At 41.7% G+C, this 22,043-nt stretch carries 17 protein-coding genes and 2 tRNA genes; 6 read left to right on the top strand and 13 right to left on the bottom strand.

Annotated features, from left to right (window positions below; translation table 11 throughout):
* Window positions 1-33: 33 nt before the first annotated feature.
* From trmA to tkt, 10 genes are all read right to left on the bottom strand, one after another.
* A complete protein-coding gene (gene trmA / locus TW85_RS01185; protein ID WP_046015262.1) occupies window positions 34-1,131 on the bottom strand; it encodes a tRNA (uridine(54)-C5)-methyltransferase TrmA in 1,098 nt (365 codons plus the stop codon).
* Window positions 1,132-1,239: 108 nt separating this feature from the next.
* Complete coding sequence (gene mtnN / locus TW85_RS01190) at window positions 1,240-1,938, bottom strand: 5'-methylthioadenosine/S-adenosylhomocysteine nucleosidase (RefSeq protein WP_046015263.1); 699 nt, start codon at window positions 1,936-1,938, stop codon at window positions 1,240-1,242.
* Between the two features lie 3 nt (window positions 1,939-1,941).
* Window positions 1,942-4,524 (bottom strand): hypothetical protein, encoded by a 2,583-nt coding sequence (locus TW85_RS01195; RefSeq protein WP_157196871.1) that lies wholly within the window; start codon window positions 4,522-4,524, stop codon window positions 1,942-1,944.
* 15 nt (window positions 4,525-4,539) lie between these two features.
* Window positions 4,540-5,580: a substrate-binding domain-containing protein gene (locus TW85_RS01200; RefSeq protein ID WP_046015265.1), complete on the bottom strand. Its 1,041-nt coding sequence runs from the start codon at window positions 5,578-5,580 to the stop codon at window positions 4,540-4,542.
* Window positions 5,581-6,405: 825 nt separating this feature from the next.
* A tRNA-Leu gene (locus tag TW85_RS01205) sits at window positions 6,406-6,490 on the bottom strand.
* A 326-nt stretch (window positions 6,491-6,816) separates the two neighbouring features.
* Window positions 6,817-6,901, bottom strand: a tRNA-Leu gene (locus tag TW85_RS01210).
* 118 nt (window positions 6,902-7,019) lie between these two features.
* Window positions 7,020-8,087 (bottom strand): class II fructose-bisphosphate aldolase, encoded by a 1,068-nt coding sequence (fba, locus tag TW85_RS01215; protein ID WP_046015266.1) that lies wholly within the window; start codon window positions 8,085-8,087, stop codon window positions 7,020-7,022.
* 190 nt (window positions 8,088-8,277) lie between these two features.
* Window positions 8,278-9,435 carry a phosphoglycerate kinase gene (locus TW85_RS01220; protein ID WP_046015267.1) on the bottom strand — a complete coding sequence of 386 codons (1,158 nt, stop codon included), beginning with the start codon at window positions 9,433-9,435 and terminating at the stop codon, window positions 8,278-8,280.
* An 84-nt stretch (window positions 9,436-9,519) separates the two neighbouring features.
* A complete protein-coding gene (locus tag TW85_RS01225) occupies window positions 9,520-10,542 on the bottom strand; it encodes a glyceraldehyde 3-phosphate dehydrogenase NAD-binding domain-containing protein (protein WP_046015268.1) in 1,023 nt (340 codons plus the stop codon).
* 60 nt (window positions 10,543-10,602) lie between these two features.
* Complete coding sequence (gene tkt / locus TW85_RS01230) at window positions 10,603-12,603, bottom strand: transketolase (RefSeq protein ID WP_046015269.1); 2,001 nt, start codon at window positions 12,601-12,603, stop codon at window positions 10,603-10,605.
* Window positions 12,604-12,979: 376 nt separating this feature from the next.
* Here tkt and metK point away from each other — a divergent pair, with 376 nt between their 5' ends.
* The 6 genes from metK to TW85_RS01260 all read left to right on the top strand — a co-directional run bounded on the left by metK (window position 12,980) and on the right by TW85_RS01260 (window position 19,210).
* Window positions 12,980-14,143 carry a methionine adenosyltransferase gene (gene metK / locus TW85_RS01235; RefSeq protein WP_046015270.1) on the top strand — a complete coding sequence of 388 codons (1,164 nt, stop codon included), beginning with the start codon at window positions 12,980-12,982 and terminating at the stop codon, window positions 14,141-14,143.
* Window positions 14,144-14,289: 146 nt separating this feature from the next.
* On the top strand, window positions 14,290-15,024 hold the full coding sequence (locus TW85_RS01240) for a 16S rRNA (uracil(1498)-N(3))-methyltransferase (protein ID WP_046015271.1): 735 nt from the start codon (window positions 14,290-14,292) through the stop codon (window positions 15,022-15,024).
* A 129-nt stretch (window positions 15,025-15,153) separates the two neighbouring features.
* Entirely contained in the window at window positions 15,154-16,638 is a 1,485-nt protein-coding gene (locus tag TW85_RS01245) for a TolC family outer membrane protein (RefSeq protein WP_046015272.1), read from the top strand.
* Window positions 16,639-16,641: 3 nt separating this feature from the next.
* On the top strand, window positions 16,642-17,247 hold the full coding sequence (locus tag TW85_RS01250; protein WP_046015273.1) for an OmpA family protein: 606 nt from the start codon (window positions 16,642-16,644) through the stop codon (window positions 17,245-17,247).
* 141 nt (window positions 17,248-17,388) lie between these two features.
* A complete protein-coding gene (gene gshB, locus TW85_RS01255; RefSeq protein ID WP_046015274.1) occupies window positions 17,389-18,336 on the top strand; it encodes a glutathione synthase in 948 nt (315 codons plus the stop codon).
* 10 nt (window positions 18,337-18,346) lie between these two features.
* Window positions 18,347-19,210 (top strand): energy transducer TonB, encoded by an 864-nt coding sequence (locus TW85_RS01260; RefSeq protein WP_046015275.1) that lies wholly within the window; start codon window positions 18,347-18,349, stop codon window positions 19,208-19,210.
* A gap of 80 nt (window positions 19,211-19,290) precedes the next feature.
* Here TW85_RS01260 and rpoH read toward each other — a convergent pair whose 3' ends face one another.
* The 3 genes from rpoH to ftsE form a co-directional block, all read right to left on the bottom strand.
* The gene (rpoH, locus tag TW85_RS01265; protein WP_046015276.1) at window positions 19,291-20,157 is read right to left on the bottom strand and encodes an RNA polymerase sigma factor RpoH; all 867 of its coding nucleotides are present in this window, start codon (window positions 20,155-20,157) and stop codon (window positions 19,291-19,293) included.
* A gap of 152 nt (window positions 20,158-20,309) precedes the next feature.
* Window positions 20,310-21,344, bottom strand: a complete 1,035-nt coding sequence (gene ftsX / locus TW85_RS01270; protein ID WP_046015277.1) for a permease-like cell division protein FtsX — start codon at window positions 21,342-21,344, stop codon at window positions 20,310-20,312.
* Entirely contained in the window at window positions 21,344-22,015 is a 672-nt protein-coding gene (ftsE, locus tag TW85_RS01275; RefSeq protein ID WP_046015278.1) for a cell division ATP-binding protein FtsE, read from the bottom strand. The genes ftsX and ftsE overlap by 1 nt, the downstream gene beginning before the upstream one ends.
* Window positions 22,016-22,043: the final 28 nt, after the last annotated feature.

Consider the following 22,043-nt stretch of genomic DNA (forward strand, 5'->3'; position numbering starts at 1 on the left):
AACCTATATCAGGACTAGTCAATCACCTTGTCCCTAAGATCGACGCATCAAATACACACCTGTTTCAATATGATGAGTATAAGGAAATTGATCGAATACAGCGTATCGCTTAACGTCATGGGTATCTGCTAGCGCTTCTAAATTTGCTTTAAGTGTTTCAGGGTTACAAGAAATATAAAGGATCTTATCGACCTTACGAATCAATTCAACCGTATCTGAATCTAACCCGGCTCTTGGAGGGTCAACCAAAACCACACTTGGCTCTAAACTTTCCATTCCTGCTTGAACCAGCTGTTTTGGCAATTCAGTTTGGCCATTTAATGCAGCGGACACATCTTCACTCGCCATCTTCACGACTTGTACATTCGACATACCATTAATTGCAATATTCAACTGAGCTGAATTAACTGACACTTTAGAAATTTCGGTTGCGACAACACGATCAAAGCGACGCGCCAATGGAATCGAGAAGTTACCATTACCACAATACATCTCTAACAGATCGCCAGATTCATTTTGCGTTACATCCAGCGCCCAGCTCAACATAGATTCGTTAATGCCAGCATTCGGTTGTGTGAAGCTATTTTCAACCTGCTGGTAATGATACTTCTTGCCATTTACGGTCAAGGTCTCCATAACAAAGTCACGGGTTAATATCATTTTTTTCTTACGACTACGGCCAATAAAATGACAATGAGGGAAGGCCTCATTCAAGGTTTGCGCAGCAGCAAACCACTCGTCATCAATTGGTTTGTGATAAAGCATACTAATAAGTGCCTCACCCGTCTGAGTGGTTAAGAAATCAACCTGAAACAGTTTATGACGCAATATGGGAACTGTCTTAACAGCCTCTAACAAAGCAGGCATCAATTCATTTATCATTAATGACGCAACGGGAAACTGATCAACGCGAATGGGTGTTCTCGGATCTTTCGAATCAAACATGGCGTAATACATATCATCACCGTCATGCCAGATACGGAACTCTGCACGCATACGATAATGACTTGCTTCACTTTCAAAAATTTCAGCAGCCGGCAAATCCAAGGTCGCCATAAGTTCGTCAAGGTGACTGATTTTTTCGGCCAATTGTGGCTGATATTGATCGATTTGAATTTGATCCGGTCTCATGCGTGTTCCAACTCGTCAGATGATGTGATTAGGCGCGGGATTATACGAGTTCCCTAAAGACAATGCGAATCTAGTTAAGAGAACCCGTTATGAAAAGATTAAGGAAGGTTAATTAAGTGCACTTAGCATTTCACGTACCATGGCAGACGAGTTTTTAGCAGCAACAACTAGAAACTCTTCAAAGCTTTGTGACGACTCTTTACCCGCAATATCAGATAAAGCACGAACAACCACAAAAGGCGTTTCAAACTTAACACATACTTGCGCAACTGCAGCCGCTTCCATTTCCACAGCAAGTAAAGCAGGAAAATCCGCTCTTACCTTCTCAACTCTTACTGGGTCTTGCATAAAGCTGTCGCCTGTTCCGATAAGGCCCACTTCAGCCTTAACTAGATCAAGTCTTGCTACAGCCGCTTTCGCCTCTGTAATTAAAGCGTCGTCCGCAGCATAAGTTGCAGGCATGCCTGGCACTTGACCCATGCTGTAACCAAACACAGTAACATCAACATCGTGATGACAAACTTGATCAGAAATAACCACATCGCCTACGTCTAAGCTTTGAGCATAACCACCAGCAGAGCCAATATTAATCACTTTAGACGGCGCAAATTTTGATAAAAGCAAGGTAGTCGAAACGGCTGCGTTTACTTTACCAATACCAGATTGCAGCAATACCACGTCTTTCCCGTCTAGCTGCCCTTGATAAAACTCACAACCCGCAATTGACTGGGTCTCAAGGTTTGTCATCCAGCCTTTTATTAGGGCGACTTCTTCTTCCATTGCGCCAATAATAGCGACCAAACTCATATATTACTCCTCAAACAGGGCGATTTTATTATGAACAAATTCAACTAGGGATTTCACTTGCTCTTTACGATAAGGTTTTTTCATTTGATATTGATTAACCCCAGAACTGGGAGCTGAACTCAAAGACACTATCATCAGATTAGCGTGCTCTTTTCTTAGCCAAATAATATGCTCATTATCCACATCATCTAACAAGAGTACGGTTTTAACTTTTTGATGGCTAAATAGTGATAAATGACCTTCTAATGAAGGTACCAAATAAGGGGATATTTTAAGCTGGGTAAGCTCTTCATACAATATCGCACGACTGATACTTGAACCACCCACAACTAACCAAGCATCATCATCTGCCAAACAGTCCTGTAAGGCGATACTATCCAAACTTAAAATTGGTTCAATAAATCTTGCGAGACTGTACTCATGTGCACAAGCAGAGAAATTAGGGTAGCCATCTATCTCATGCTTATCTTGATTACCTACCCAAGCGACAGGAATTCTTTGGCGTGCCAATCGAGTTTGCAAAATAGCAGGCAGTTCTCGCCACTCAGGCTGTAATTCGTCATAAGCGATTAATAGGATATCTATCTCGTCCGTACTACCCACTTCTGTAAAAAAGCTTTCAGCGGAAGAAAATGCATGCACAGAGCAGTTTAGTTTTTTCAGCACAGCTTCAACCTGATTGGCCATAGCATAATCATTTGCCAACCAAGCAACTTTAATATTATCAGGCAAGTTAATACGGCCGAGAGGTGTTTCTCCTAAAGGATATACAATGGAGATCTGATTCGTCTTAACCCGTTTTGCTTCTATCCCTAAACGTCCACAAATAGTTTTATTTAACCAAGCAAAAATAGGTCGAGTATCACTAATACCAACCACTTCAAAACGTAATTGATTTTCTGTTACACAAATTGAAAGCCGCTTTTCTTCAATTAACTCACTAGCATGTACAGACAAAACTAAGGCATTAATTAATAAACCTAAATCCGTACTCCAGCGACTTTGCACCAAAGCAGACGCTAGATCACATTCAATTTTAAGATAGCCAAACCGACCCAAGTCACAAGGCGTCAGTAAAAGGCGCTGTTGCAACAAGTCACCTAATGTAATTTGATCCATGCTAGAGGGCTCATTAAGAAGCTCACTTAAACAGGTGACTATCGCCTTTTGCCAATTTCTAGCTTCAACAAAAGACTCGGTATCAAAGAAAACGATTTGATGATTAATCTCATTTAATATGAGATCTATTTCAACCGAACTTGATGGCCCATAGCTTTCCACTTTTAACTCATTCAATTGCCATTCTAGCTGTTGAATATGAGTAACATCATGTCCAATTAATGCCACACCTCGGTAATGGCTATCTGTCATATAAGGAATGAGCTGCCACTGATAAATACTATTTACATTTGGAATCGTCAGCTCAAACTCTATTCCGACTTCACCCTTTAAGGCTTTTTGTAATGCCTGATGACAAGCAACAGGCATGAAATCAAATACAGTTCGCCCACGGTTACTTTCGGAGAATAAGGTACTGGCTTTATGATTAATGTTTTGCACCAAGGCCACATCATCACAAAAAATAATGGCTGCATTTGAAGCATCCATTAATAAATTGAATCGGCTTAACTGATTACTCACCTGAGCACTTTTATCATTCATTTTACGCTGTAAGTGCCTTAGCTCGATAAACTCTGACTCATCATCAGAATCAAGCCCCAACTCAAACATATGCAGCGCATGATTAAATAAACGCTGAGATAACTGCACAAGCACAAAGTACAAGAGGAACAAACCTATGCTAAAGAAAACCATCCAGTATAGGTATCTTTGCCAGACAGTGCTGGAACTAGCCACCTGTTTGGCTATTTGTAGATCGAAAGCTAAACCTTCTTTTACTATCTGTAAATCGGCGCGATAAAAGTTTAATGCTAAGTTTTCTGGTAAAGATAAATGACGCTCAGACAACAGGATATCTTGTTCAGGAGATAAGAGTTTTATCTCATCTATTTCAGCACTCTTTAGTAATCGATTTGCTAAGGTGACATTATTGTTAAGCGATATAAAACCATATAGATAACCTTTCCAGTCACCATCTAGGTTCACAATTTTTTTCTTGTTAATCAGAATGCTTGCACCATCTTGGGTTTGCTGCAAAGTCCAGCGACCCAATTTAGACTTAGCAATAAGCCTATCTATTGAGTCTTGAGTAAACAAATGGGTTCTTGGGTCTAATATGCTTCCTTGCTCAGCCCACTCTACATAAAAGAAGTCTAAACTGCCGAACAAGAACTCATCATGGCGATCAAATAAACGCCCCAAATCTAGGTCCATTTGTTTCTTTGTATTTAGCAAGACTTGTACTGTACTGCTTAACTCATACTCAGCACTTAACAAAAAACCATGTAAAGCCTGTGAAACCGTAAAATGTCGAACCGCAAGATCTGCTTGATTATCACGCTCAATTTGATCCTTGGTAACAAACAAAAGCACAATAGCCACTAAAATATAAACAGACATAAGTACAAGAGCAATTTGCATCCTATGTCGCTTTCTTAGACTTACTGCAACCTTATCCATTGCCATAATTTAATAATCCCTTTAACGAGTCAGTGGCGATACCGCAGAAATTAATGCGGATGAAGGAATATAAAGTTTAGGCAAATCATGCCCAGTTAAATCCGATTGAATCGTTTCTGCTATCACGAAACTAAACTCTTTTACATCTTTCTCTAAGGTGACAACCAAGGTCCCTTTATCAAGCGCTTTTTGCTCTTGGGGAGTATAGCGCCAACTATTTGTCGAAAGTTTAAGACCGTCATCCTTAACCGCCTTCATAACACCAGCAGCAATCGCTGATGAACAGCTAAAAATAAACTCAGTTTTGTCACTCTTAGAAAAGGTTTTGACCACATACTGATAAGCATCTAACTCGGTTGCATCAGAGTAGAAAATTTTAGAAAGCTTACGACCACGTGAATGCATGGCGTCAATAAAAGCATCACAGCGAGTTTGGTTAACATAACCTGCTGGTAACATAATAGCGGATATCTTAGTTTCTAAGGGATAAATAGAATCGATGTATTGTGCAAATCGACGCGCAATCGCCCTATCGTCTAAGCCAACATACATTAAAGGAGGGGAATTTAGCCAAGAAATCACAGGTGTTGCTGCATCAAATACGATGACTTTCGTCTGCCCTTTTATCAGTACTTGCTCGATGAGTTTACGGTTTACTGATGAGGTTAATGAGGAAATCAGATAATCAGGCTGAAATGCCAAGCCTTGCTTAAAGCGTTGAATGTACTCTTGGTAACTTGTACCCTCATCATGCTGAATCACCATCAATTGATAATCTAGCTTCAGAGCCTTCATTCTTTGTTTGAATAATTCGATAGCAGGAAAGGCCTTTCTTGCCTGGAAAGCATTAGAAATAACCCACATAACTCGAATACTTCTTTCTTGAACAACAGAGTTTGGGGTTGGACTCGCTTTTACCTTAAGCGATAGCTGTTCCATCAAAGGCCACTGGTAGGGAAACTGAGTAAAAAAAGCCTGATTCGTCAACACAGCTGAATCGGTACTTTGAGGAAAAGCCTTAACCGCCTGAGCAAACAAACAAAAGACAACTAATAAGCGCAATATAAAGATAATCTTATCCTCACAAGATCAAAGCTCCTGCCTGTTGGAGCACCCTAGATTAAATATAAATTCCATTAGAGCGAACCATAATAACAAGTGAATACCCTCTTGGTAAGCAGGGCAAGCTAACACCTAGGGATAATCAATCTCATACTAACTAAAAGCCAACAAAATTAGACCGGAATAAAGCGAAAAGATCGGTATTAGAAAGGATTCTAAAATAAGAAAGTAGCCTCTTCTTTTAGACAAGAAAATCGACACTTAAAAAGTATCGTTTTTTGCTCTTTAAAAGGTAATAGCCTAGTGCGGAAGGAGTAGCTCGACTTATCTTCCATAAAAAGCCACGCCGTAAACTGCTGATAGCTAAAACTACTTACACCTAAAAGCAGCGACACCAAATCTACTCAATTCATTTTCTACAGACGAAAAAATGACATTGAAAATGTATCGGTTTCTTTGCTCTTTAAAAGGTAATGACTTGGTGCGGAAGGAGTGGCTCGACTTGTCATACATAAAAAGCCACGCCGTAAAGTGCTGATACCTAAAACCACTTACATCTAAAAGCAACGACTCCAAGTCTACTCAATTCATTTTCTACAGACGAAAACATGACATTGAAAATGTATCGGTTTCTTTGCTCTTTAAAAGGTAATGACTTGGTGCGGAAGGAGTGGCTCGACTTGTCATACATAAAAAGCCACGCCGTAAAGTACTGATACCTAAAACCACTTACATCTAAAAGCAACGACACCAAATCTACTCAATTCATTTTCTACAGACGAAAAAAAAACCGATACTTAAAAAGTATCGGTTTTTTTGAATTCTTGGTGCGGAAGGAGAGACTCGAACTCTCACGCCGTAAAGCACTGGTACCTAAAACCAGCGTGTCTACCAATTCCACCACTCCCGCAAAGAGTGGGCGAGATTATAGGTTAGTTTGAATTTCAGTCAAGCCTTTTGTGAAAAATAGTTTAATTATTTTCCAAACTACTCAAAACCTAATAATTCAGTCACCTCCTCCCCTCTCTTTTAAAGAAAAACCGACATTGAAAATGTATCGGTTTCTTTGCTCTTTAAAAGGTAATGACTTGGTGCGGAAGGAGTGGCTCGACTTATCTTCCATAAAAAGCCACGCCGTAAAGCACTGGTATCTAAAACCAGCCCCCCCTAATCAAACCTATTTTCTACAGACGAAAAAAAACCGATACTTTTTAAGTATCGGTTTTTTCGAATTCTTGGTGCGGAAGGAGAGACTCGAACTCTCACGCCGTAAAGCACTGGTACCTAAAACCAGCGTGTCTACCAATTCCACCACTCCCGCAAGGAATGGCGAGCATTATATGCAAGTCAGATTCTTCGTCAACTGTTTTTTGCAAATTAAATGAAAAAACACTCAAAAAAGTTCTTACTTAGCGAATACTTACGCCATACATCAAGATTTAGAACTTACGAGCACTCGCGTATTCACCGCGCTCATAACGAACAGCCATTTCTTCAAGATCGATAGTACGAATACGAGATGCTTGGCCAGCACAACCAAAAGCTTCATAACGATCAATACAAACCGTCTTCATCGCTTTAATACTTTCAGTTAAATATTTACGCGGGTCAAAGTTACCCTTGTGCTCAGCAAGACTACGACGAATCGCACCTGTTGCCGCTAGACGTAAATCAGTATCAATATTGACTTTACGTACACCGTAGCGAATTGCTTTAACAATTTCTTCAACTGGCACTCCATAGGTTTCTGGAATATCACCACCGTATTCATTGATGATTTCTAACCAGTCTTGTGGCACAGAAGACGAACCGTGCAATACGATATGCGTATTTGGTAATAGCTCAACAATTTTACTGATACGTTCGATATCAAGAATGTCACCTGTAGGCGGACGTGTGAACTTATAAGCACCATGGCTAGTACCGATTGCCACAGCCAAAGCGTCAATACCTGTTGCATTAACAAATTCAACCGCTTCAGCAGGGTCTGTCAGCATTTGAGAATGAGATAGAGTACCTTCAGCACCTACACCATCTTCTTCACCAGCTTGACCTGTTTCTAGTGAACCTAGGCAACCTAGTTCACCTTCTACAGAAACACCACATGCATGAGCAAATTCAACTGTACGACGTGTTACATCAACATTGTACTCGTAGCTAGAAGGTGTTTTACCGTTAGCTAATAGAGAGCCGTCCATCATAACAGATGAAAAACCAAGCTGAATTGAGCGCTGACAGATTGCAGGAGAAGTACCGTGATCCTGGTGCATAACAACAGGAATGTGTGGGTAATCTTCAATTGCAGCAGCAATAAGGTGACGTAAGAAGTGAGAGCCAGCATATTTACGAGCACCAGCAGATGCTTGCATGATAACAGGTGAATTTACTTCATCTGCGGCTTCCATGATTGCTTTAACTTGTTCCATGTTGTTCACGTTAAACGCGGGTAGACCATAGCTGTGTTCTGCTGCATGGTCCAACAACTGGCGCATACTAATTAGTGGCATAAAAGTTTCCTCTGACAATACGTCCGTAAGACATTAATAATGAGCTAAGTTTAATTTTATGACTCTCTAGTGTTTCTAGCTTTATATGATACGTTGCCACATAAAGTTGGCTTTCGCCTTATAATTGTAACTCTTGCTGCTATCATCAGTTCAATGAGATAGCAGCATAATTTCTGTAATTAGAGCAAGCTTAAGCGCGAGACTCAAGCATAGCAACTGCCGGTAAGACCTTACCTTCAACAAACTCTAAGAAAGCGCCACCACCAGTAGAAATATATGAAACCTGGTCTTGAATTTCATACTTATCAACGGCAGCCAAAGTATCACCACCGCCAGCGATAGAGAAACCTGTGCTATTCGCAATTGCCATGGACAAGGTTTTAGTGCCTTCTCCAAACTGGTCAATTTCAAATACACCTACAGGACCATTCCAAATAATGGTTTGAGCATCGCCTAAAAGTCCTGCCAATGTTGCTGCAGTTTTTGGACCAATATCCAAAATCATGTCATCTTCGGCAACATCCGCAACATTTTTAATTGTTGCTTCTGCACTTGCAGAAAACTCTTTTGCAACTACAACATCTTCAGGGATCGGAATGGATGTTTTTGCCATCAGTGCTTTCGCTTGTGGGATTAAATCTTTTTCATATAAAGATTTACCCACTGGGAAACCTGCTGCCGCTAGGAAAGTATTCGCAATACCACCACCAACAATAAGCTGATCAACTTTATCAGATAAAGATTCAAGCACAGTCAGTTTAGTTGATACCTTAGAACCCCCTACAATAGCAGCCATAGGACGCTGAGGTTGAGCCAAAGCTTTTTCTAGTGCATCCAGTTCAGCCGCTAATAATGGGCCAGCACACGCAACAGCTGCATATTTAGCAACGCCATGAGTAGAAGCTTGTGCTCTGTGAGCAGTACCAAATGCATCCATCACAAAGACATCACATAATGCTGCCATTTTTTGCGCTAAAGCATCATTGTCTTTCTTTTCACCTGAATTAAAGCGAACGTTTTCAACCAAAACAATTTGCCCTGCTTCCACTTCAACACCGTCTAACCAGTCTTTTTGCAGAGGAACATCTTGTCCTAGTAACTTAGATAAGTGGTTCGCAACAGGTTGCATAGAATAAGCTTCTTCGTACTCACCCTCTGTTGGTCTACCTAGATGAGACATAACAATCACTTTAGCACCAGCATCTAAAGCATGCTTAATAGTAGGTAACGCAGCACGAATACGTGCATCACTGGTTACAACACCATCTTTTACTGGCACATTTAAATCTTCACGTATTAGAACTTTTTTTCCGTTTAAATCAAGATCTAACATTTTTATGACTGTCATTGTTGCTCCTAGTAAAAAGTAGGTTATCTTTACGTTATCGTTATCATGATAAATAACGATCAATAAGCAAGGCGACTTTCTGCCTTACTTTTCTTGCAATTTCTGCGCCCAATAACTGGCGACATCTAACATACGGTTGGCATATGCCCACTCGTTATCAAACCAACATAATAGCTTCACTAATCGACCATCAACGACCTTGGTTTGAGTTGCGTCAATGATGACGGATCTTGCATCGTGGTTAAAATCAACCGATGCATGCGCTTCTTCCGAATAACCTAATATGCCAGCATATTTGGTTTGCGAAAGTAATTTAAAATACTCGTTAACGCGTTCAACTGTGACAGGTTTATGCGTTCTCACTACCATATCAATCACAGAAACATTGAGAGTCGGTACGCGCACTGCATTACAGGCAATCTTGCCACCTAATTCCGGCAGCATACGACTAATTCCTTTCGCTAATCCTGTATCGACTGGAATGATGGAGCTTAACGCCGCACGAGTTAAGCGCAAGTCTTTAGTATGATAAGCATCAATAACGGGCTGGTCATTCATTGCTGAGTGAATAGTCTGTGTGGTGCCATGCTCCACACCAACTAAAGAACTCAAGGCATCTAATACAGGGATGAGACAATTTGTTGTACATGAAGCTGCGGAGATAATCTTCTGCTCAGGTTCGATATGCTTATGGTTAAAGCCATAAACAATTGTTGATTGGGCATCAGCGTCAGCAGGTTGTGATAACAAGAGTCTAGGTACACCCGCATCAATAAAAGCTTGAGCCTTATCTACTGTAGAAAAGCTACCTGAACACTCCAACAGCAAATCAATATTTAAAGCTTGCCAGTCAATATCGTTAGGGTTTTCATGGGCTAAAACCTGAATATTATCATCTGCTACAATCAAGCTTCCTTGTTCAGTCGTTACCGTCTCTGGAAAACGACCATGGGTAGTATCGTAGCGAGTTAGATAGCTGATCGTTTCCAAGTCAGACAGCTCATTAATAGCGACAACTTGTATTTGATCTCGATACCCACCTTCATATAGTGCCCTCAGTACTGAGCGCCCTATACGTCCATAACCATTGATTGCAACTCTAAGCATATTCTCGTTAACTTTTATATTGGTTGTACAAAAAAGGGGCCGAAGCCCCTTTTGAGCTGTTTAAGCAGACAAGACTTTTTCAGCCGTCGCCACAACATTTTCAACACTAAACCCAAAGTGTTTAAGTAGTACGCCACCAGGTGCTGATTCACCGAAAGTAGTCATACCAACAGTCGCACCATCAAAACCAACATACTTGAACCAGAAGTCAACATGAGACGCTTCGATCGCAACACGCTTAGTAATAGCGCGAGGCAATACAGACTCTTTATAAGCAGCATCTTGAGCATCAAAAGTAGTTGTTGAAGGCATAGAAACAACGCGTACTTTCTTACCTTGTTCTGTTAGCGCAGCAGCAGAGTCTAAAGCTAATTGAACTTCAGAACCTGTCGCGATCAAAATAAGATCTGCAGTGCCTTCACAGTCAGATAGTACATACGCACCTTTAGCAACATCAGCTAGTTGAGCAGCTGTACGCGCTTGTGCTTTCAGGCCTTGACGAGAAAATACTAATGACGTTGGACCATCACGACGTTCGATAGATGCTTTCCAAGCAACTGCTGTTTCAGCAGCATCACATGGACGCCATACAGACATGTTTGGTGTCATACGTAGGTTAGCTAGTTGCTCAACTGGCTGGTGAGTTGGGCCGTCTTCACCTTGACCGATAGAGTCATGAGTGTAAACAAAAACGTTCTGAATACCCATCAAAGCAGACATACGTACAGCATTACGTGCGTATTCCATGAACATCATGAAAGTAGCACCGTAATTAATGAAACCGCCGTGTAGAGAGACACCGTTCATGATGCCGCTCATGCCAAATTCACGTACACCGTAGTAGATGTAGTTACCAGCAGCATCATCTTGAATACCTTTAGAACCAGACCATAGAGTCAAGTTAGAGCCGGCAAGGTCAGCAGAACCACCTAGTAGTTCTGGTAGCGCTGCGCCGAAGGCACCGATCGCATTTTGAGACGCTTTACGACTCGCAATATTTTCTGCTTTTTCTTGGCACTCTTGAATATATGCATTCGCTTTTGCTTCGAAATCTGCAGGCAATTCACCCTTGATAACACGACGCTCGTATTCAGCTGCTAATTCAGGGTGAGCCGCTTGGTAAGCAGCAAATTTATCATTCCATGTAGATTCAGCCGCTGCGCCACCTTCTTTAGCATCCCAACCTTGATAAACATCAGCTGGAATTTCGAATGGTGCGTGTTCCCAGTTTAGGAACTCACGTGCCGCTGCGATTTCAGCATCACCCAATGGTGCACCGTGACAGTCATGGCTACCAGATTTGTTAGGCGAGCCAAATCCGATCACTGTTTTACAGCAAATCATAGATGGCTTATCTGTTACAGATTTAGCTTCTTCGATAGCGGCTTTGATTGCTACTGAATCATGACCATCAACATCAGCAATAACGTGCCAACCATAAGATTCAAAACGCTTAGGTGTGTTATCTGTGAACCAACCTTCTACGTGACCATCAATTGAAATACCATTGTCATCCCAGAAAGCAACCAGTTTACCTAGACCCAAAGTACCGGCTAGAGAACAAGCTTCATGAGAGATACCTTCCATTAGGCAGCCATCACCTAGGAAGCAGTAAGTAAAGTGATCAACTAGATCATGACCTTCACGGTTAAACTGAGCAGCCAATGTACGTTCAGCAATTGCCATACCAACAGCATTACTGATACCTGCGCCTAAAGGACCTGTCGTTGTTTCAACGCCTTCTGTGTAACCATATTCAGGGTGACCTGGTGTTTTAGAATGCAATTGACGGAACTGTTGTAGTTCTTCGATTGGCAAGGCATAACCAGACAAATGCAGCAGTGAATAGATCAACATAGATCCATGGCCATTGGATAAAATAAAACGGTCACGGTCAGCCCATTGTGGGTTGCTTGGGTTATGCTTTAGAAAATCATTCCAAAGTACTTCAGCGATATCCGCCATACCCATAGGGGCGCCAGGGTGACCAGAATTGGCCTTTTGCACGGCATCCATACTCAAAGCACGGATAGCATTTGCGAGGTCTTTACGAGAAGGCATCTAATTCAGCTCCAGATAACAGTAAATGGTTACATTAAAAATACGGTCGCCCATTTTCACCTCATTCGACTCGGCTTGCAATCTCATTCAGGGGGAAACGCCCATATTTACCGCATAAAATGCAAAAAAAAGATTAATCTGCTACAAAATTATCATGTATTTCACTTTCTGAAATACTCTGCAGGCGCTTGATTTTTGCTCTAAATTAGTACATTATCTGTGCCAATTACTAAGCGTCGATTTGTCTCGGCTTGCGGACGCTATATAAATTCAGCTAAACAGATGAAGCAGTCGCCTGTTTAGCACTCTACTAAAAATGCTGAATGGGCTTTTTTGTGCCCATTTAGCCATTACTAAGCTAAAGAGGAGCACTTAAATGTCCGAATATTCTTTATTTACATCAGAATCAGTTTCAGAAGGTCACCCAGACAAAGTGGCAGACCAGGTATCCGATGCCATCCTTGATGCCATCCTAACTGAAGACCCAGAAGCCCGTGTTGCCTGCGAAACCCTTGTTAAAACAGGTATGGTTCTCGTTGCTGGTGAAGTTCGCACTAATGCCTGGGTTGATATTGAAGAGATCACACGTAATGTCGTTCGTGACATAGGTTATAACTCCTCTGAAATGGGGTTTGACTGGGAATCTTGTGCCGTCATGAATGCAATCGGTAAACAGTCTGCCGATATCGCTGTTGGTGTCGATGAAGCAGAAGGCCACGAACAAGGTGCTGGAGATCAAGGTCTAATGTTTGGTTTTGCAACCAACGAAACTGATGTGCTTATGCCTGCCCCTATTACGTATGCTCACCGCCTCGTTCAGCGCCAAGCTGAAGTACGTAAAAATGGTACTTTAGACTTCCTACGCCCAGACGCAAAAAGCCAAGTTACTTTCCGTTATGATGAACAAGGCAAGCCTTGCGCGATTGATGCAGTTGTTCTTTCTACTCAGCACGACGCAAAAGTCACTCAGTCAGACCTACGTGAAGCGGCTCTTGAAGAAATCATTAAACCTGTATTACCAGAAGAATGGTTATCAAGTGACACTAAATACTTCATCAACCCAACCGGTCAATTCATTATCGGTGGGCCAGTAGGTGACTGTGGTTTAACAGGTCGTAAAATTATCGTTGATACTTATGGCGGCATGGCTCGTCATGGTGGTGGTGCTTTCTCTGGTAAGGACCCATCAAAAGTTGACCGTTCAGCAGCTTACGCAGGTCGTTATGTAGCGAAAAATATTGTTGCTGCGGGTCTTGCTGATAAATGTGAAATCCAAGTGTCTTATGCTATTGGTGTTGCAGAGCCAACATCTATCAGTATCAACACCTTTGGCACAGGTAAAGTCAGTGATGCAGTAATCAGCCAACTTGTTCGCGAACATTTCGAATTACGTCCAGCTGGCCTAGTAAAAATGCTTGATCTGAAACGCCCTATTTACCTACCAACTGCGGCTTATGGCCACTTTGGTCGTGAAGGCGATGACTTCACATGGGAAAAAACAGACAAAGCCGCAGCATTACGCCAAGCAGCAGGTCTATAAGCAGATAAAAAGTTAAGCTTATCGTTAAACGGTTAGTTTCAACTTTGTAATGCCAAGCCCCCTTTTAACAGGGGGCTTTTTTATGTCACTATGCCCACTTTTAAGCTAGTTAGCTTACAACTATAGAAACAGACTTAGAGACCCTTATGCGTATACCTCGAATTTATGTTGACCTGCCGTTAAAAGAAAACAGCATTTTTGATTTACCTCAGGCTTCATTTCAACATGTATGCAAGGTACTAAGACTCAAAAATGACTATTCCCTTATCTTATTTAATGGTGAAGGCGGACAGTATCAGGCAAAGCTTATTAATGTAGAAAAGCGCTCAGCTCAAGTTGAAGCGCTTAGTTTTGAAACACTAGATAATGAGTCACCGATTAAAGTAACTCTGGGTCAAACGCTTTCTCGTGGTGAACGCATGGATTATGCCATTCAAAAAGCAGTGGAAGCCGGCGTCTATGCAATCCAGCCATTATTTAGTGAGCGCTGTGAAGTAAAACTGAATTCTGAACGTCTTGATAAGAAGCGCCAACATTGGCAACAAATTGCAATAAGTGCCGCAGAACAAAGCGGTCGAGGGCATGTTCCCCTTATCAAAGAGCCTGTAAACCTTCTCGACTGGGTCGTCGATTGTAAGGATATGTTAAAAATCACCATGCATCACCATAGTGCCAAGCCGATGAAAGATATGCCTGAGCCTACAAGCAAAAGTATTTCAGTATTAATCGGCCCTGAAGGCGGGCTCACAGAAGACGAAGTTGAAACCTCTATAAAACAAGGCTTTCAGCCTGTCGCACTTGGCCCTAGAGTATTAAGAACCGAAACGGCACCCATTGTAATTTTAACCTGCATTAATTTAATTTGGGGCGATATTAAATAATATACTCGCCTATTATTTCATATACTTAAGCACTCATAATCAATAAACATACCTAACAGAACAACTACATATTCTAAAACTATAAACTCTTATTATTGTTAAATAGAATAAATCAACTTGGACGCGGCTATGGTTAGATTATTACGCAAACCTTCTATGTTACTGGCAACAAGCTTTTTGTTTGCCAATTCAGCTTTTGCCATCACATTAGAAGAAGCGACCTATATTGCAATTGAAAATAACCCAGAAGTTCATAGAACGATTGCAAGCTATCGTGAGCGTGGGGCCAAAACGGAACTAGCCCATGATAAATACTACCCTAGCTTAGATTTAAAAGTCGGCCTGGGCCGTGAGATAACATACGATACCGACACCTCCTTAAACCGAAGAGAAACCGCTCTCACCTTCACTCAACCTTTATTTGATGGTTATGAAACTGAATTAGAAGTTGAACGAAACACAGCAGAAACAGAAGCAGGCCGCTGGGAAGCGCTCATTGCAGTTGAAAATACTGCGCTAGAAGTGGCTGAAGCTTACGCAAATGTTTTGCGCCAAAGGGAACTTGTTCAGCTTGCTGAGATCAACTTAGATACACACGACAGAATTTATAGTCAGATTAAATTAAAAAGTGACGCGGGTGTAGGACGTCAATCGGACTTGAGCCAAATCACAGCACGACTAGCAAAAGCTCATGCAAACCGTTTAGCGGCCGTTAACAACTTACAGGACGCAAACAGCCAATATAACTTTGTCGTTGGTGAATTGCCCCCTGAGGAGATGATTTATCCTGTACCAGACAGAGACTTACTCCCAATCTCTCTGGAAGATGCGATAGATCAAGCAATGACAAAAAACCCAGCCATTGAGGGTGCAAATTGGGATGTTAAAGCGACCGAAAGTTTTCGAGAAGCTTCTAAGTCCTATAAATATCCAAAGGTTGAATTTGTACTTGAACGCACCTGGGACAATAACCTAGATGGTTCAGAAGGCCCGTCCGAAGATTTATTAGCCATGATTCGGTTGGACTATAATTTATACAATGGTGGGGCCAGTAAAGAAGAAGAAAACGTCGCGGTTTATCAGAATCTACAAGCGACAGAAATTAGACGTAATACTTTACGTGGAACAGAGCTAACAGTCCGACTTGCTTGGGCTGCTTATATAGCAACAAGAGAGCAGAAAGAGCACATCAGAACCCACGTTATCGCGACAAAAGAGTCGCAAATTGCTTATGAAAAGCAGTTCCGTCTTGGCAGACGTACTTTGTTAGACGTATTAGACAGTGAAAATGAGTTATTTCAATCGCGCCAAGATTATGTCAACGCTGACTATGATGAGCTTTTTTCAGAATTTCGCTTATTTAATGCGAAAGGAGAACTAATGCGCGCCTTCAGAATATATCGCCCTACCTTACTCGGTTTTGATGATGAGTTTGAAGATGACTCTTATATCCCTACTGGGCCAAGCGCCATTGAAGAACTTGAAGCTGCTGAGTCTGAATTACCTATTCCAGTGACAGAAAATGGAACACTAGATGGCTCTCAGCCAAATGATACTGAAGTATCAGAAGATATCTTTAATGTTGATCCAGATACCTTAGAAGGCGGATGGTAAAAGATGCGCTGGCATATCTTTGCGCTCTTATTGGTATGCCTTTGCTCTTTTTCTGGGTTCTCTCTAGCTGAATCACTTTATGGTAATAAAAGGGCTCAGCACCATCTAAAGGATGATGACAAGGATGGTGTCATTAACATTCGTGATAAATGTGCTGGCACCCCTAGAGAAGCCGCCGTTGATCATTATGGCTGTCACAAAAGTAACTCTAAACTCCTATCTGTTGAACTTAACATATTGTTTGTTTCTAACCGCTATGAAGTCAGACCCAGATATTATGGCGAAGTCAAAAAACTTGCTGATTTTATGAAAGATAATCCAGGTAGTAGTGTTGTCATTGAAGGCCATACCGATAATGTGGGCAATGACACACTCAATCAAACCCTTTCAAAGAATCGATCTGAAGCTATCGCTGCCATACTGATTAATACTTTCAAAATAGATAAGTCCCGCGTAAAAGCAGTGGGATATGGTGAGTCACGCCCGATCGCGAGTAACGAGACAGAACAAGGAAAGCGCCAGAACCGACGAGTAGTTGCTGAAGTCTTTGCTCATAGCACAGTCGATATCAACAAATGGAACATCTACAGTGTCGATAGACGCAATTAAATTTTCTTTTTATTTGCCCTATTAATTCTTCTCTGCGCCCTTATATTTCTATAGCATCAAAACTTATTTATTCGTTTAGTCAGCCTCTTTCATAGAATCAATGTCAGCGGTTTATTAACCCTTTACGCTAGGATGTCGCTCATGACCATTAAGCTAGGCATAGTAATGGATCCCATTGCTAACATTAATTTCAAAAAAGACAGTTCATTAGCCATGTTATGGGCAGCCGCTGAAAAAGGCTGGCAGCTTACTTATATGGAACAAGAAGACCTTTACCTAGACTCTGGTAAGGCATGCGCTGTTGCCAAGCCTTTAGAAGTGTTCAAAGATCCAGATAATTTCTATGCTTTAGGCGAAAGTGAGAAAATTGCGCTAGGCGACCTTGATGTTATCTTGATGCGTAAAGATCCGCCGTTTGATAGCGAATTTGTGTACAGCACCATGATTTTAGAACAAGCCGAGCGTGATGGGGCTATGGTTGTAAATAACCCTGCAAGCCTGAGGGATTGTAACGAAAAGTTATTCGCTACTCAGTTTCCGCAATGCTGTCCTGCTGTACTAGTCACTCGTCGTGCTGATTTGTTAAAAGAATTCCATAAAGAGCATGGGGATGTTATTTTTAAACCATTAGACGGCATGGGTGGTAGCTCTATCTTCCGCTTACGCCAAGATGATCCCAATGTTAGCGTAATTATCGAAACTTTGACCAAGATGGGCACAGAACAAATCATGGCGCAAAAGTTTATCCCTGAAATCAAACAAGGTGATAAGCGTATCTTGATAGTGGATGGAGAGCCAGTTCCTTATGCTTTGGCACGCATTCCAGCTGATGGCGAAACCCGCGGCAACCTAGCTGCCGGCGGCCGTGGTGAAGGACGCGAACTATCAGAGCGAGATTTATGGATTTGCCAGCAGGTGATTCCAACCCTGAAGGAAAAAGGACTTATGTTTGTAGGACTCGATGTTATTGGTGACTATTTAACAGAGATAAACGTCACTAGCCCTACCTGCATTCGTGAACTCAACGATACTTATGGTTTAAACATTGCCATGGATCTCATGAATGCCATTGAAAAGAAATTAAACTAGATTGTTTTGAATGAATATTGCCGACAGATTCTCAATTGCACTATTTTTCGCTATTAGCGTACATGTACTCTTGGTGATGTTTGTCGGCTTTGATTTCGAACTTCCTACTCCCAAAGCGAAAACCTTAGAAATAACACTAGTTCAGCATAAAACCGAAAAATCCGAAGAAGCTGACTTTATTGCGCAAGCTAATCAACTAGGCAGTGGTACCGAGCTGCGCAAACAAAAGCTCACAACCACAGAAGATGCTCGCTTTATTGCCGATGACATTTATGAAATCACTCCGCCAGTACAACCCCAATTAGCCTCTAGCCAACCTAAAGTTGATAACAGAACAATCAGTACAAAGAACTCTGACGCCGTATTTAAAGTTATTGATGAAGCAAGTAATGAAGCCAAGACTTTAGCAGAACAGTTTTTAGGTGAAACCCAGATTCCAAGTCACCTAACAACAGATATCGCAACACTTGAGGCGTTATTAGATAAGCAAAGACAAGCTTATGCTAAGCGACCTCGTATTCGCAGACTGACAAGCGTATCGGCCAAAGCAGCTATTGATGCTCAATATTTAGATGATTGGCGTCGACGTATCGAAAGGATTGGTAACATTCACTACCCTTCTGAAGCTAAAAGAGACAAGCTTTATGGGCAACTGCGTTTAGCCGTCATGATTCAACCTAACGGCTATGTTGAAAACATCGAAATACTGCAAAGCTCAGGTATTCTTATTCTAGATGACGCTGCCATGCGCATCGTACGCTTAGCAGAGCCTTTTACTAGCTTCCCAAGCGAGCTTGCTGCCGAAGTGGATAAGTTAGAAATTATTCGGACTTGGCAATTCATTCCAGGGCACAAATTACAAAGCCGCCAATAATTTAGAAGCAATCAAACACATTCTACAGACATAAAAAAAGCCTCATACGAGGCTTTTTTTTCGAATTAAATCAGCTTGCTTTATGCAAACTGACCTTCACCCATAGACTGTCTAATTTTCGCCATGGCATTCTTTTCCAATTGTCGGATACGCTCTGCCGACACGCCATATTCATCAGCCAAGTCATGCAATGTTGACTTAGTATCAGACAACCAACGTTGTACTAAGATATTACGGCTACGACCATCTAGTTCAGCCATAGCTTCTTGTAAACGGCGATTAGAATCTTCTTCCCAGTTACCATTTTCCATCAAAGACGCTGGATCATATCTATGGTCTTCAAGGTAGTTTGCTGGTGCTTGATATGCGCTATCATCGTCATCATCAGAAGAGGCATCAAAAGTAGTATCAGATGAGCTCATACGGCCTTCCATCTGACGCACTACATCTGGGCTAACACCTAGCTCACCTGCAACAGATTCAACTTCATCATTACTAAACCAAGACAGCGTTTTCTTAGCACTGCGAAGGTTAAAAAACATTTTACGTTGCGCTTTTGTTGTCGCAACTTTAACGATACGCCAGTTTTTCAGAATGAACTCATGAATCTCCGCTTTAATCCAGTGCACAGCAAAGGAGACTAGGCGAACACCCACTTCTGGGTTAAAACGTTTTACGGCTTTCATCAAACCAACGTTACCTTCTTGAATAAGGTCTCCTTGGTTCAATCCATAACCTGAATAGCTTTTGGCAATATGAACCACAAAGCGTAAATGGGACATGACAAGCTGTCTCGCAGCTTCTAAGTCACCATCATAATAAAGACGTTCTGCCAGCTTATTTTCATCTTCTGCTGACAAAATTGGAATCGTGCTTACTCCCTGAATGTATGACTCGAGGTTTTGACCCGGTGTCATCATGTCAACTGGTTGCAGAGCTTTACCCATCTCTATCTTTACCTCTAAAATTAATTTCGTTATCTCTATGACTAGATACTATCAACAAAGTTGCCAAAAAAATGTGAAAAGAAAGTGTATACAAATAGCAACTTTAAAAATTCGATTCAATAACACTAAAAAATACGCGAGCTTGCAAGCTTTTATTGCAATTCTATATCGCTAATGTGCTTATTAACCGCTATCCAGGCCCCAAGTGTGCCGATAATGGCACTTATTGTTAAACAAACGACCACTTCACTGGCACTAAATGAGGTTAGTTGAAAATCACTATGGTACAAGTCTATTAATTGCATAGCAGGTCCACTGACCCAAAAACTGACCGCTAATATACAGATGCAGGCACATAAACCACCTAGCACCCCAAACCAGAATCCCATGTATAAAAAAGGCCTGCGTATATAAGCATCTGTTGCGCCAACAAGTTTCATTACCAAGACTTCATCGCGGCGACTTTCCACTGCCATGCGAATTGTATTACCTACTATCAGTAGTACTGCGATTACCAAAAGACTAGAAAGCGCGTAGACAAACCTTTCGCCAAAACTTAGAAAGCTAGCAAGACGTTGTAGCCATTGGGCATCCAATTCAGCATATTCAACTTGCTCTTGTTCTTCTAATTCAATCCTTAAAGATTCTAAAATATCTAAGGTATCCAGCTGCACTGTCTCCATTGGAATCACTTGTAAAACAATCGGTAGAGGATTCTCAGGGAGTGAAGATAGAATTTGTTCGTAACCACTGACTTGCTCAAAGTACCTTAAGCCTTCTTCTTTCGAGACGTAAGACACAGAACGCACATCGTCTCGAGCAGAAATCTGATGAGATAACGCCAGTGCTTGGGTATCTTCTAACTCAGAAAAAAGATAAAGGCTGATGACTGACTGCTGCTCCCATTGGTCAGTAACTGACTGAACGTTTTTCAGCATTACATAAAGACCACCAGGTAGAGACAAAGCAATCGCTATGACCATTAGGGTCATAAAGCTCGCCATAGGGTAATTCAATAAACGAACCACACTTTCCATCAAGACAGCCTGATGCTGACGTAAATGCTGACTTAGATTGAAAGGCTGTCGTTTCGCTTTTTGATTTGGCTTTTGAGTATTAACGGGCTGATTCGCTTGGCGTGTCGCCCCTCTTTGAGGTGCTTTGTTGGTATTAGGACGAGCGCTCATTAACTAAAGCCTCCGTCATTGACCATGCGACCCTGATTCAACGTCAAAACTCTGTGTCTCATGCGTGCAACTAAGGCTAAATCGTGACTGGCCACCAGCACAGTGACACCAACATGATTAAACTCTTGGAACAGATTCATGATTTCTGCAGAAAGCTTTGGATCAAGGTTACCAGTAGGCTCATCTGCTAAAAGTAGTTGCGGTTTATTAACCACGGCTCTTGCGATACCAATGCGCTGTTGCTCACCACCAGACAAGGCCATAGGGTTGTACTTTTCTTTACCAAGTAAACCCACCTTATCTAATGCCGCACGCACACGCTTACCAATTTGAGCATGATCTGCACCAGAAACTTGAAGAGGTAAGGCAACATTATGAAAAACGCTGCGGTCAAACAGCAGTTGGTGGTTTTGAAACACCACCCCTACTCGGCGTCTATGTTCAGGCACCATTTTTTTTGACAGGTTTCTTAAGTCCCCGCCATCAACCAAAATATTGCCTGAGCTTTGACGCTCAATCATCATCATCAGTTTCAGTAAGGTACTTTTACCGGCACCAGAATGGCCTGTTAAAAATGCCATTTCACCCTGCTGTAAATGAAAGCTAACTTGGCTCAGGGCTTCCTGACCACTGTCATACTTCTTTCCAACTCTTTGAAATTCGATTTCCACAAGCCAATCCTATTGGTCTATCTCTGCA

The organism is Marinomonas sp. S3726 (assembly GCF_000967665.1).
Lineage (GTDB): Bacteria > Pseudomonadota > Gammaproteobacteria > Pseudomonadales > Marinomonadaceae > Marinomonas.